This is a genomic window from Actinomadura sp. J1-007 (assembly GCF_009793335.1).
GTDB classification, from domain to species: domain Bacteria; phylum Actinomycetota; class Actinomycetes; order Streptosporangiales; family Streptosporangiaceae; genus Spirillospora; species Spirillospora yumaensis.
In genome coordinates, this window is sequence record NZ_WING01000001.1 from 5758629 (window position 1) to 5770609 (window position 11981).

At 74.9% G+C, this 11981-nt stretch carries 12 protein-coding genes; 7 read left to right on the forward strand and 5 right to left on the reverse strand.

The genetic code is table 11. From position 1 onward, the window contains the following. Positions 1 to 65: 65 nt before the first annotated feature. The 4 genes from GEV43_RS26215 to GEV43_RS54010 all read left to right on the forward strand — a co-directional run bounded on the left by GEV43_RS26215 (position 66) and on the right by GEV43_RS54010 (position 5211). Positions 66 to 1640, forward strand: a complete 1575-nt coding sequence (locus GEV43_RS26215; RefSeq protein WP_160822981.1) for an ABC transporter substrate-binding protein — start codon at positions 66 to 68, stop codon at positions 1638 to 1640. A gap of 4 nt (positions 1641 to 1644) precedes the next feature. Then, positions 1645 to 2637 carry an ABC transporter permease gene (locus GEV43_RS26220; RefSeq protein WP_309239846.1) on the forward strand — a complete coding sequence of 331 codons (993 nt, stop codon included), beginning with the start codon at positions 1645 to 1647 and terminating at the stop codon, positions 2635 to 2637. Next, positions 2624 to 3577: an ABC transporter permease gene (locus GEV43_RS26225; RefSeq protein WP_160822982.1), complete on the forward strand. Its 954-nt coding sequence runs from the start codon at positions 2624 to 2626 to the stop codon at positions 3575 to 3577. The genes GEV43_RS26220 and GEV43_RS26225 overlap by 14 nt, the downstream gene beginning before the upstream one ends. A gap of 68 nt (positions 3578 to 3645) precedes the next feature. Continuing rightward, positions 3646 to 5211: an ABC transporter ATP-binding protein gene (locus GEV43_RS54010; protein WP_160822983.1), complete on the forward strand. Its 1566-nt coding sequence runs from the start codon at positions 3646 to 3648 to the stop codon at positions 5209 to 5211. Positions 5212 to 5217: 6 nt separating this feature from the next. Here the strand turns inward: GEV43_RS54010 and GEV43_RS26235 are convergent, their stop codons facing one another. Beyond that, entirely contained in the window at positions 5218 to 5667 is a 450-nt protein-coding gene (locus GEV43_RS26235; protein ID WP_160822984.1) for a MarR family transcriptional regulator, read from the reverse strand. A gap of 181 nt (positions 5668 to 5848) precedes the next feature. Between GEV43_RS26235 and GEV43_RS55150 the strand changes: the two genes are divergently transcribed. Continuing rightward, positions 5849 to 6070: a hypothetical protein gene (locus tag GEV43_RS55150; RefSeq protein ID WP_241683043.1), complete on the forward strand. Its 222-nt coding sequence runs from the start codon at positions 5849 to 5851 to the stop codon at positions 6068 to 6070. Further along, complete coding sequence (locus tag GEV43_RS26240) at positions 6070 to 7059, forward strand: MFS transporter (RefSeq protein ID WP_241683044.1); 990 nt, start codon at positions 6070 to 6072, stop codon at positions 7057 to 7059. The genes GEV43_RS55150 and GEV43_RS26240 overlap by 1 nt, the downstream gene beginning before the upstream one ends. A gap of 22 nt (positions 7060 to 7081) precedes the next feature. Here the strand turns inward: GEV43_RS26240 and GEV43_RS26245 are convergent, their stop codons facing one another. Genes GEV43_RS26245 through GEV43_RS26260 form a run of 4 tightly spaced genes read right to left on the reverse strand, consistent with a single transcriptional unit; the run spans position 7082 to position 11187 of the window. After that, positions 7082 to 7729: a response regulator transcription factor gene (locus tag GEV43_RS26245; RefSeq protein ID WP_160822985.1), complete on the reverse strand. Its 648-nt coding sequence runs from the start codon at positions 7727 to 7729 to the stop codon at positions 7082 to 7084. Position 7730: 1 nt separating this feature from the next. Further along, entirely contained in the window at positions 7731 to 8738 is a 1008-nt protein-coding gene (locus GEV43_RS26250; RefSeq protein WP_206681289.1) for a sensor histidine kinase, read from the reverse strand. Next, positions 8699 to 8968 carry a hypothetical protein gene (locus GEV43_RS48295; protein WP_160822986.1) on the reverse strand — a complete coding sequence of 90 codons (270 nt, stop codon included), beginning with the start codon at positions 8966 to 8968 and terminating at the stop codon, positions 8699 to 8701. Before GEV43_RS48295 ends, GEV43_RS26250 begins: the two co-directional genes overlap by 40 nt. A gap of 5 nt (positions 8969 to 8973) precedes the next feature. Next, positions 8974 to 11187 (reverse strand): MMPL family transporter, encoded by a 2214-nt coding sequence (locus GEV43_RS26260; protein WP_160822987.1) that lies wholly within the window; start codon positions 11185 to 11187, stop codon positions 8974 to 8976. 134 nt (positions 11188 to 11321) lie between these two features. Between GEV43_RS26260 and GEV43_RS26265 the strand changes: the two genes are divergently transcribed. After that, the gene (locus tag GEV43_RS26265; protein ID WP_160822988.1) at positions 11322 to 11963 is read left to right on the forward strand and encodes a LysE family translocator; all 642 of its coding nucleotides are present in this window, start codon (positions 11322 to 11324) and stop codon (positions 11961 to 11963) included. The last annotated feature ends 18 nt before the right edge of the window (positions 11964 to 11981 follow it).

Sequence of the window (11981 nt, forward strand, 5' to 3'; positions counted from 1 at the left end):
GTCGGGCGTTCGGGGGCACGGAGGATATAGTTCCTTGTTGCAATTGGCTTGCAACTAGGAGATCCATGCGAAAGCCCGCGCTTGTCATCGGGGCGGTCGCCGCGGCGACCGGCCTCCTGGCCACCGGATGCGGGTCGGGCGGCGACCCGGCCGGCAAGACCGGCGGCACGTTCACCTACGCGATCGGGGACGAGCCCGAGACGCTCAACCCCGCGCTCCAGGACGAGCACACCGACCCGGTGACCGAGATGGTGTTCCGCGGGCTGACCCGGCACGACGCGCAGAACAAGGTCGTGCCGGGCCTGGCCGAGTCCTGGCGGGTCTCCAAGGACGAGAAGGAGTACACCTTCACGCTCCGCAAGGGGCTGACCTGGCAGGACGGCAAGCCGCTCACGTCCGCCGACGTCCGGTTCACGATCGATGCGGTGAAGGCGGCCGGGGCCGACGCGCCGCTGTCGCGCAACTTCTCCGCCGTGACGAGCGTCGAGACGCCCGACCCGCTGACGGCGAAGTTCAGCCTGTCCAAGCCGTTCGCGCCGCTGCTGGACGCGGTGGCGATGGGGCTGCTGCCCGAGCACGCGCTCAAGGGGAAGAAGCTGACCGACGGCGGGTTCGGGCAGCACCCGGTCGGCGCGGGCCCGTACCGGCTGGCGGCCTACAAGCCCGGCCAGTACAGCGAGCTGGTCCCGTTCGACGGCTACTACGAGGGCCGCCCGAAGCTGCCCAAGATCGTGATCAAGTACGTGTCGGACGACACCGCGCGGCTGATCCAGCTCAAGAACGGCGAGGTGGACGGCGCGCTCGTCCAGCCGCAGCAGGTCTCCAAGGTCAAGGGCCAGGACGGGCTGCGGGTCGAGACGTACCCGACGGCCGACTACCGGGCGCTGATGTTCAACTTCAAAAAGCCCGTCTTCGCCGACCGGAACGTGCGGACCGCCATGAACTACGCGGTCGACCGGGAGGCGATCGTCAAGAGCGTGCTGCTCGGCCAGGGCTCCCCGGCGACCGGGCCGCTCGACGAGAGCCCGTACAAGACCGACGCCGCGCCGTTCACGCACGACCCCGCCAAGACCGACGAGCTGATGAAGAAGGCCGGCTACGCCAAGAACGGCCAGGGGCTGTGGGCGAAGGACGGCAAGACGGTCCGGTTCGAGCTGACCACGTTCGCCGAGGACTCCGCGCGCGTCGCCATCCTCAACGTCGCCGCGACCGAGCTGAAGAAGGCCGGCTACGACGTCGTCCCGAACCCGCGGCCGAAGGACTGGGTGCGCAAGCACTGGGGCGACCTCGACGCGATGGTCGTCGGCTGGGGCACCCCGTACGACCCGGACTCCTCGGTCTACGGGCCGTTCCACTCCTCGCAGGCGCTCGACAAGGGCGGGTCCAACTACGGCACCTACGCCAACACCGAGGTCGACAAGGCGCTCGACCGGGCCCGCGACACCTCCGACCCGGCCGTCCGCAAGGCCGCGTACGCCGACTTCCAGAAGGCGCTCGCCGCCGACCCGCCGTTCGTGTGGGTCGCCTACCTCCAGACCAACAACGCGGTGCCGAAGGCGCTGAGCGGCCCGCAGCGGCGCACGCTCGGCCACCACGGCTACGGCTTCTTCTGGAACGCCGAGAAGTGGTCCTGGTCCTGAACAGGTGAAGCGCTTCCTGCTCCTGCGGGCGGTGACGGCCGTCGCGGTCGTCATCGCCCTGTCGGGCCTCTGCTTCGCGCTGCTCGACCTCGCGCCGGGCAGCCCCGCCGCCGAGATCCTGGAGGCGCGGTCCGGCGGGCGCCCGCCCGCGCCCGCCGACGTCGCGCGCCTCGAACGGAGCATGGGGCTGAACGACCCGCTGCCCGTCCGCTACGGCCGCTGGGTCGCGGACGCCGCCCGGGGCGACTTCGGCACCTCGTACGGCAGCGGCCGGCCCGTCAGCGAGATCCTCGCCGACACCGCGCCGTGGACCCTGCTGCTGACGGTCGTCGCGGTGCTGTTCAGCGTGGTCGGCGCGGTCGGCTTCGGCCTCGCCGCCGCGCTCACGCGCCGCGCCTGGCTGCGCCGCTCCATCGAGACGTTCCTCTTCGCGCTCGGCGGGATGCCCGGGTTCGTGACCTCGCTGCTGCTGCTGTGGGTGTTCGCCGCGTGGCTGCGGTGGCTGCCGTCGGGGGGCCTGTCGCGGCCGGGCGAGCCGGTGACGCTGTCCGTGCTCGTCCCGCACCTGGTGCTGCCCGCGCTGGCGCTGGCGTTCGGGCACCACTTCGGAACGTATGCGCGGCTCGTCCAGACGGGGGTCGGGCGGCTGCGGGACGCGCCGCACGTCGAGAACGCGCGGGCGCGCGGGCTGTCGCGCTACACCGTCACCGCCCGCCACTTCGTCCGGCTCGGCATGGTGCCGTTCACCGCGCGGCTCGGCGTCGGCGTCGGGACGCTCGTCGCGGGCGCCTACGCCACCGAGATGATCTTCTCCTGGCCGGGGGTCGGGCGGCAGGCCATCTACGCCGCGCGCGAGCAGGACTACGCCGTCCTCACCGCCGTCGTGCTGGTCACGGGGGTCATCGTCGTGCTCGCCAACTTCGTCGGCGACCTCGCCGTCGCCTGGCTCGACCCGCGCGTCCGCCTGACCGGAGGGCCCGACCATGCCCATCGCTGACGGCGGCCGCGCCCTGCGGAAGGCCGCGGCGGAAGCGGAGGACCAGGACCCCGGCGCCGGTGCCCCGCCGCTCTCGGGGGGTGGCGGGGCGCCGGCGCCGGTCACGCGCGGGCTGCTCGCGATGCGGATCCCCGTGCGGCGGCCGGGCGTGTGGGCCGCGGGCGCCGTGCTGCTCGCGCTCGCGCTCGCGGCGGTGTGCGCGCCGCTGCTCACCCCGTACGACCCGATCGCGACCGACACCGCCGCGACCGGCCTCGCGCCCGGCTCGCCCGGCCACCCGTTCGGCACCGACCCGCTCGGCCGCGACCTGCTGGCCCGGCTGCTGTACGGGGGCCGCACGTCGCTGCTGGTCGGCCTGACCGCCGCCGCGATCACCGTCGGCGCCGGGGTGCTGCTCGGCGGGATCGCCGCCGCCGGGCCGCGCTGGCTGGACGAGCTGATCGCGCGCGCCGCCGACGTGCTGCTGTCGCTGCCGATGCTGGTCGTCGTGCTCGCCCTCGCCGCCGTGATCGGTCCCTCGCTCGGCACGGTGGTGCTCGCCGTCGCCGCGACGAGCTGGATGTCGGTCGCGCTCGTCGCCCGCGCCGAGCTGGTCGGCCAGCGCGAGCGGCTGTACGTGCGCGCCGCGTACGCCCTCGGCCTGTCGCGCGGGCAGGTGCTGCGCCGCCACCTGCTGCCCGGCGCGCTGCCGCCGATCGCGTCGATCGCCGCGTTCGAGGTCGGGCACGCCGTGCTGACCGAGTCGACGCTCAGCTTCCTCGGCCTCGGCGTCCCGCCGAACCGGCCGAGCTGGGGCAACCTGCTCACCGAGGCGCAGGCGCACCTGCTGACCGGCGAGTGGTACACCGTCGCGTTCCCCGCCGCGTGCGTGGTCGTCACGATCCTCGCCGTCAACGTCCTCGCGTCCGCCGTCGCGCGCGGCGAGGGAAGGGCGTGGTGAGCGCGGTGGATGCGGGGAGCAGGGGGAACGCGGTGAGCGGGGGGAACGCGGGGAGCGGGGAGAACGCGGTGAGCGGGGGGAACGTGCTGGACGTCCGCGGCCTGACCGTGGAGGTCCCGGGCCGCCGCGTCGTGGACGGCCTGTCGCTCGCCGTCGGCGCGGGACGCGTCGTCGCGCTCGTCGGGCCGAGCGGCAGCGGCAAGAGCCTCACCGCCCGCTCGATCGTCCGGCTGCACGACCCGTCCGGCGCCGTACGGGTCTCGGGCACGATCCTGCTCGGGGAGAGCGACGTGCTGTCGCTCGGGCGGCGCGAGCTGCGCGAGGTGCGGGGCCGGCACGTCGGCTACGCGTTCCAGGACGCCGTCGCGAGCCTCAACCCGGCGATCACGATCGGCCGCCATCTCGCCGAGACGGTCCGCGCGCACGGGTCCGGCGACGCGTACGCGCTCGGCGCGGCGGCGCTGAAGCGCTGCGGGCTCGCCGCGGACGACGTCTGGGACGCCCGCCCGTACGAGCTGTCCGGCGGGCAGGCGCAGCGCGCCGCCCTCGCGCTCGCGACCGTCCTCGAACCGGGCCTGCTCATCGCCGACGAGGTCACCACCGCGCTCGACCCGGTCACCCAGGCCGAGGTCCTCGACACGATCCGCGCGCAGGCGGCCGGGGAGGGCCGCGCCGTCCTGCTCATCACCCACGACCTCGCCGTCGCGGGCCGCTGGGCGGACGAGATCGCCGTGCTGTCGGACGGCCGCGTGGTCGAGCACGGCCCGAGCGCCGAGATCCTGCGGTCGCCGTCCGCCCCGTTCACCCGGGCCCTGGTGGCCGCGGCCCGGCTGGAGGCCCCCGGCGGGGTGTCCCTGGAGAAGCGGCGGGGGGACAGGGAGCGGCCCGTCCTGCTGTCGGTACGGGGCGTCCGGCGCGTCCTGCGGGGCCGGGCCCGTACGACCGTCGCGCTGGACGGCGCGGACCTGGACGTGCGCGAGGGGGAGTCGGTCGCGGTCGTCGGCCGCAGCGGCTCGGGCAAGTCCACGCTCGTCGGCGTGCTCGCCGCGCTGGACCGCCCGGACGCGGGCCGCGTCGTCGCGGGCGGGCGCGACGTGTGGGCTCTGCGCGAGCGCGACCGCCGCGCGCTGCGCCGGGGCACGGGCCTGGTGTTCCAGGACGCGCTCGCCTCGTTCGACCCCCGCTACACCGTCGAACGCGTCGTCGCCGAGGCGCTGGCGGGCGGCGGTGGCGTGGCGGACCTGCTGGAGCGCGTCGGGCTGGACCCGGCGATGGCCGCGCGCCGTCCCGCCACGCTGTCGGGCGGCGAGCGGCAGCGGGTCGCGCTGGCGCGGGCGCTCGCGGCGGGGCCGCGCGTGCTGCTCGCCGACGAGCCGACCACGGGCCTGGACGTCATCGCGCAGGAGCGCATCCTCGCGCTGCTGGCGCGCCTGCGCCGCGACGAGGGGCTGTCGGTCGTGTTCGTGACCCACGACCTGCGGGTGGCCCGCCGCATCGCCGACCGGGTCGTGGTGCTGGCGGACGGCGCGGTGGTGGAGGACCTGCCCGCGTCGTCCCTGGACGCCGCGTCCGAAGCGGAGACCCGAGCCCTCCTGGAGGCGACCCCGAGACTCGGGGAGCCCGGCCCGGCCTAGGCCGGGTCAGACCTTGATGCTCAGCTTGCCGAGGGCCTCGACCAGGGGGATCAGCTCCGGCAGGTCGGCGGCCTCGGCGAGCGCGTCGTCCAGGGCCGCGTTGTGGGTGGGGGTGGCCTCGGCGCAGAGGGCGGCGCCCGCCTCGGTGGCCTCGGCGTAGATGCCGCGGCGGTCCTCCTCGGACAGGACGCGGCGCAGCAGGCCGCGCTTCTCCAGCCGCGTGACCAGGCGGGTCGTGGCGCTCTGGCTGAGGACGAGCCGCGCGGCGAGCTGCTGCATGCGCACGTCGCGGCCCTCGTCGCCGGACAGGTGGACCAGCACGCAGAACTCGTTGACGCTCAGCCCGTGCGCCTCCTGGAGGGCGCGCTCGATGCGGTCCTCGATGCGGGCCTGGAGGGCGGCGAGGGTGCGCCAGCCCTGGGCGCGGGCCTCGGTGGTCCCCGCGGTCGGTGACACGGCTCACTCCTCCTCGGCTTGGCATCCGCTTACTTGCATGGTGAGATAGCAGGCGTCTGCAAATAACAAGCGTGTGCAACTAATGCAGGTGCCTGTTATCCGCGTACGCGTTACACCCTACCCGAGCCGCCCGGACCGGCCGCCCCGCCGCGGCCCGTCCGGCCCGACCCTGGAGTTGTTCATGCCGCTCGCTCTGCTGGCGCTGGCGCTCGGCGCCTTCGGCATCGGTACGACCGAGTTCGTCATCGCCGGGCTGCTCCCGGACCTCGCCGCCGACTTCCACACCTCCATCCCCACGGCCGGGCTGCTGGTCTCCGGCTACGCGTTCGGCGTGGTCGCCGGGCGCCGCTGGTCACCGCGCTCGGCGCCCGGCTCCCGCGCAAGACCCTGCTCGTCGGCCTGATGGCGCTGTTCGTGGCCGCGCACCTGCTGTCGGCGCTGGCCCCCTCGTTCGGCGCGCTCATGGCCGGACGGATCGTCGCCTCGTTCGCGCACGGCGCCTACATCGGCGTCGGCTCCGTCGTGGCCGCCGACCTCGTCCGCCCCGAGAAGCGCGCGAGCGCGATCGCGCTGATGTTCACCGGGCTCAGCCTGGCCAACGTCCTCGGCGTGCCGCTCGGCACGTTCCTCGGGCAGCAGCTCGGCTGGCGCGCCACGTTCTGGACGGTCGCCGCGATCGGCGTCGTGGCCCTCGCCGGGGTCGTCCTGCTCGTGCCGCGCGGGGGCCGCCCCGAGACCCGGCTCCGCCACGAGCTCGCCGCGTTCCGCAGCGGCCGGACCTGGCTCGCGCTCGCCATGACCGCGATCGGCTGGGCGCCGGTGCTCGGCGTCGTCACCTACGTCGCGCCGCTGCTCACCGAGGTCACCGGCTTCTCCAAGGGCGCCGTCCCGATCGTGATGACCCTGCTCGGCGTCGGGATGCTCGTCGGGGGCCCGATCGGCGGGCGCTACGCCGACCGCGCCCTCATGCCGAGCGTGTACGCCCTGCTCGGAGGGCTCGCCGTCGTGTCGGCCGCGCTGCTCGGCGCGGCGCACAACAAGGTCGCCGTCGTGGCCGCCCTCACGGCGTTCGGCGTCGTCGCGTCCGCCACGATCCCGGCGCTCCAGACGCGCGTGCTCGACCAGGCCGCGGGCGCGCCCGCGATGGCCTCGGCCGCGAACGTCGCCGCGTTCAACCTCGGCAACGCCGTGGGCCCCGCCCTCGCGGGCCTCACGATCGGCGCGGGCTTCGGCTACACCTCGCCGCTGTGGGTCGCGGTCGCCCTGGCCGTCGCCGGCCTCGCCGTGGCGCTCCTGTCCGGCGCCCTCGACCGGCGCGCCGGCCACCCAGCGGACGGCGCGGCGGAACGGTCGGCCGCCTCGAACGGCGCGGTCGAGCCCGTCGGCCGCTGAGCCCGTCCCCCAAGCGCTTCTCTCAGGTGGAACGGTCGGGGCGGGTCAGCAGGCCGCGTTCGAGGGCCATGACGACGGCGGCGGTGCGGTCGCTGACGTCCAGCTTGGCGAAGACGCGGAGCAGGTGGGTCTTCACCGTCGCCTCCGCGATGACCAGCCGGCGGCCGATGTCGGCGTTGGACAGGCCGTCGGCCACCGCGTTCAGCACGTCGGCCTCGCGCGCGGTCAGCGCCACCGGCTCGGGCCGCCGCATCCGGGCGACGAGCCGTTCGGCGACGCGCGGGGCGAGGACGGTCTCGCCCCGCGACGCGGCGCGGATCGCGTCGACGAGCTGCTCGCGGGTGGTGTCCTTCAGCAGGTAGCCGATCGCGCCCGCCTCGACCGCGCGCTCGATCTCGGCGTCGGTGTCGTAGGTGGTGAGGATCAGCACGCGGGTGCCCGTCCGGGCCACGATCTCGGCGGTCGCGGCGACGCCGTCCACGACCGGCATCCGCAGGTCGAGCAGTGCGACGTCGGGCGCGAGGCGTTCGGCCAGCGCGACCGCCTCGCGGCCGTCGCCCGCCTCGCCCACGATCTCGATGCTCGGCTCGCCCGCCAGCAGGGCGACGACGCCCGCGCGCATGACCGTGTGGTCGTCCGCGATGATGATGCGGAGCCCGGCTCCGGTCATGTCACTCCTGCTCGTTCGTCGGGATCACGGCGAGGACGCGGGTGCCCTCGCCGGGGGCGCTGGTCACGGTCAGCTCGCCGCCCAGCTCGGACAGCCGCCTGCGCATCCCGTCCAGCCCGAACCCGCGCGGCGCCCCGGCGGCGAAGCCCCGGCCGTCGTCGGTGATCTCCAGCTCGACGCCGTGCGGCGCCCGCGCGAGGACGACGCCGACCGTCGCCGCGGCGGCGTGCTTGCGGACGTTGGCCAGCGACTCCTGCGTGCAGCGCAGCAGCGCGATCCGGGTCGGCTGGTCGCACTCGACGTCCGGCAGGTCGGCGCTGACCGCGATCCCGGTGTCCTCGGCGAAGCGGTCGAGGGTGCGGCGCAGCGTCCGGGCGACCGAGGCGGGCGCGGCGCCGTCCGGCGGGCCGGAGCCGGGGTGCGGCGGCGAGCCGTTCGCGGAGGACGGGACCGGGGGAGGGCCGGACGCGATGAGGGCGCGGGCCTCGGTGAGGTTCTCGCGGGCGGTGCGCTCGATCGACAGGAGCTGCCTGGCGCTGCGGTCCGGGTCGGCGGCGATGCCCGAACGGGCCGCCTCCGCCAGCACCACGATGGACGCGAACCCCTGCGCGAGGGTGTCGTGGATCTCCCGCGCGATGCGGTCGCGCTCGTCCGCCGCGCCCTGCCGCCGGTGCGCCTCGGCGAGCCGCCGCTGCGCGGTCTCCAGCTCGGCGCTCAGGCGCCGCTCGCGCTCGTCGCGCTGCGCGATCAGCCGGTGGGCGCCGAGGCCGAGCAGCACGCTCGCCGCGTAGCCGATGAGGGTGAACGCGGCGTTGCCGGTGAGCAGGCCGGCGGCCCAGCCCTCGCGGACGAGTCCGCCCGTGAGGGTGGCCGCGGCGGCGGCGCCGCTCAGCGCGATCGCCCGGCGCGGGCCCCCGGCGAGGAGCCAGAAGTGCGGGAGCGACAGGACGAGCATCGCCGCGCCGCCGTTCAGCAGGAGCGAGGACCCGCCGAGGGCGAGGACGAGCACGGCCAGGAACGCGTACCGGCGCGGCGGGGAGGCGGCGGGCGACCTGCCCCGACCGCGTAGGCGAGGGCGAGGACGGCCGTCAGCGCCGCCATCCGGTACAGCGTCGCGTCGGACCGGTCGTGCACGGCGATCATCGGAGGGCACAGCCCGAACACCGTCCAGACGGCGCCGTACCAGGCGCGCAGGTTCCGCGCCTGGTACCGGTCGTCCGGCCGGGGCCGTCGTTTCATGCCGGTCAGCCTACGTTCGCCAGCGGACGGGCCGTACCGTCCCCGGCGGCCTCCCGCGCCCGCAGCGGGCCGCGCGAGGGCCACCAGCTCCGCTCCCCGAGCAGCAGCAGGAGCGCGGGCAGGATCATGATCCGGATGACCACCGCGTCCAGCAGCACGGCCGCCGCGAGCGCGAAGCCCATCTGCTTCATCTCCATGATGTGCAGGAAGACGAAGCTCGCGAACACCGTCACCATCACGAACGCGGCGCTGGTCACCACGCCCGCCGAGCCGCCGACGCCGTCCAGCACGGCCCGCCGGGCGGGGACGCCGCGCAGCGCCGCCTCCCTGATCCGGCTGATCACGAACACCTGGTAGTCCATCGACAGCCCGAACAGGATGACGAACAGCAGCAGCGGCACCCGCGAGCCGATCGAGCCCGTCGAGGTGAAGCCGAGCAGGCCCTCGGCCCAGGTGCGCTGGAACGTCAGCACGAGCAGGCCGAGCGACGCGCCGGCCGACAGCAGGTTCAGCACGACGCCGACCAGGCCGAGCACCACCGAGCGGAACGCCCACACCGTCATGGCGAACGTCACGAGCAGCAGCGCCCCGATGATCAGCGGCAGCTTCCGCCTCTGGTGCTCGGGGTAGTCGGCGTAGCGGGCGACGTCCCCGGTCACGGCGGTCTCGGCGCCGCGCAGCCTCCCGACGGTCGCGGGCACGTGCTCGTCCCGCAGCGCGTCGAGAGACCCGCGGGCGGCCTGCGTGCCGACGTGGTGCGGGACGGGGAGTTCGAGCAGGTTGACCCGGCCGTCGGCGGACGTGCGCAGGTCGGACGTGCCCGCGAGCCGCGCGTCGGTCTTGGCGCGCGCCGCGAGGTCGCCGAGCGCGGCCCTCACCTCGCCCGCCTGCCCCGGGTCGGCGCGCACGACGACCTGGTGCATCGACTTCAACTCGGGGAACGCGGCGTTCAGCCGGTCGTAGGACCGCATGGCCGGAATGGCGCGCGGGTGCGTGTCGCGGCCCATGTCGGTCAGTTTGAGCCCGAGCAGCGGCGCGGCGAGCGCGAGCATGACGAGCACGCCGACCGCCAGCGTGACGGCGGGACGCCTGGCGGTCGACCGCAGCAGCACCGCGGTGATCCGCCCGCCGCTCCGCCCGCCGCCGGGGGCGCCCGGCCGCCGGCGCCCCTCGGCTGCGCGCCGTTCCTTGCGCGCGCGTCGGCGTTCGGCGCGCTCGCCGAGCTTCGCGAGCAGGGCGGGCAGGACGGTCAGGGAGCTGGCGACGGCGACGAGGGTGACGACGACCGCGCCGGTGGCGATGGAGGAGAAGATGACGTCGTCCGCCAGGTACAGCGTCGCGCTGGACACGGCCACCGCGAGACCGGACAGCACGACGGCGCGCCCCGACGTGGCCGCCGCCAGCTCCACCACGGCGCGCGGGTCGAGCCGCCCGCCCGAACGGGCCCGCTCCTCCCGTTCCCGCTTGAGGTAGAACAGCGTGTAGTCGACGCCGACCGCCATGCCGATCAGCAGGATGACGTTGGTGCCGACGCCCGCGTCCGGGAACGCGTGCGAGGCCAGCATCGACAGGCCGACCGCGGCGGCGATCGACGACAGGGCCAGCAGCAGCGGGACGACGGCCAGCGCGACCGAGCCGAAGACGGCCAGCAGCGTGACCAGCGTGACCGGCAGCGCGATCATCTCCGTGCGCGACAGGTCCTCGCCGCGCAGCTTCTCGACGCCCTTGCTGATGGACGGGCTGCCCGTCTCCTCCACGCGCACGCCGGGATGCGCGGCCCGCACCCGCTCCACCTGCGCGAGCAGCGGCTCGACGTGCTTCCTGCCGTCGAGCTCGGGCCCGTTCATGGTCACGTCGACCCGGAGCGCCGTGCCGTCACGCGAACGCACGGGCGACCCCACGGAGGCGACCTCGGGCAGCCCGCGCAGCCGTTCGGCGGCGTCCTTCGCGGCGGCGCCGGCCGCCGCGCCGTCCAGCGCCCCTCCGCCGCGCGCGGTGATCAGCACGCGCTCGACGGGCCGCTGCTGCATCCCGCCCCCGGCCGCCATCGCCTCGGCGCGCCCGGCCTCGCCGATGCGGAAGTCCTCGGTGGTGGCGGCGTTGCCGCCGACCGCGATCCCGGCGCCGAGGCACAGCATGACGAACAGGAACCACCCGGCGATCGCCCGCCAGGGGTGCCCGGCGCTCCACCGGGCCATCCGTACGGTGAGACTGTTCATGACGTTCATGCTGGTCGCGAAGGCATCGCCGCCGACAGCCTCGACCGGTTGAACCTCGTGTCCACCGATCGGTGGACACCCGCGCGCCCGATAACCGCTTCTCCGGTGGCCCGACTCGCGCGTAATGTTCGGGCATGGTGTCGTTCGGGCAGTTGGCCGCGTTCTCCGCGATGGCGACGGCCATCATCCTCATCCCGGGACCGACCGTCCTGTTCGTGGTCGGCCGCGCCCTCGCGCACGGCCGCCGGACGGCCCTGACCAGCGTCGTCGGCAATGAGCTCGGCGTGGTCGTGCTCACCGTCGCGGTGGCCGTCGGCGTCGGCTCGATCGTGGAACGCTCCCTGGTCGTCTTCACGGCCCTCAAGATGATCGGCGCCGCGTACATCGTCTACCTGGGCGTCCAGGCGTTCCGGCACCGCCGCTCCCTCCAGGGCGCCATCGGCGCCGACGCCGCCGAGCCCAGGGGCGTCGCCCGCGAGCTCTTCCAGGGCTTCGTCGTCGGCGTCACCAACCCCAAGACCGTCGTGTTCTTCGCCGCCGTCCTCCCGCAGTTCGTCGAACGCGACCACGGGCACGTGCCGTTGCAGATGACCGTGTTCGGCCTGGTCTTCGCCGTGATCGCGCTGTTCTTCGACAGCGTCTGGGGCCTCGCCGCGTCCACGGCCCGCGCCTGGTTCGCCGGCTCCCCCCGCCGCCTCGCCGCGATCGGCGGCACCGGCGGCCTCATGATGATCGGCCTCGGCGTCACCGTCGCCACCACAGGCCGCAAGGACTGACCCCTACGTCCCGCCCCG

Bases quoted from the DNA above. Each gene is read 5' to 3' on its own strand.
- GEV43_RS26265 (WP_160822988.1), top strand. From the start codon at position 11,322: ATGGTGTCGTTCGGGCAGTTGGCCGCGTTCTCCGCGATGGCGACGGCC.
- GEV43_RS26215 (WP_160822981.1), top strand. From the start codon at position 66: ATGCGAAAGCCCGCGCTTGTCATCGGGGCGGTCGCCGCGGCGACCGGC.
- GEV43_RS26245 (WP_160822985.1), bottom strand. From the start codon at position 7,729: ATGACCGGAGCCGGGCTCCGCATCATCATCGCGGACGACCACACGGTC.
- GEV43_RS26225 (WP_160822982.1), top strand. From the start codon at position 2,624: ATGCCCATCGCTGACGGCGGCCGCGCCCTGCGGAAGGCCGCGGCGGAA.
- GEV43_RS48295 (WP_160822986.1), bottom strand. From the start codon at position 8,968: ATGAAACGACGGCCCCGGCCGGACGACCGGTACCAGGCGCGGAACCTG.
- GEV43_RS26240 (WP_241683044.1), top strand. From the start codon at position 6,070: ATGGCGCTGTTCGTGGCCGCGCACCTGCTGTCGGCGCTGGCCCCCTCG.
- GEV43_RS55150 (WP_241683043.1), top strand. From the start codon at position 5,849: ATGCCGCTCGCTCTGCTGGCGCTGGCGCTCGGCGCCTTCGGCATCGGT.
- GEV43_RS26260 (WP_160822987.1), bottom strand. From the start codon at position 11,187: ATGAACAGTCTCACCGTACGGATGGCCCGGTGGAGCGCCGGGCACCCC.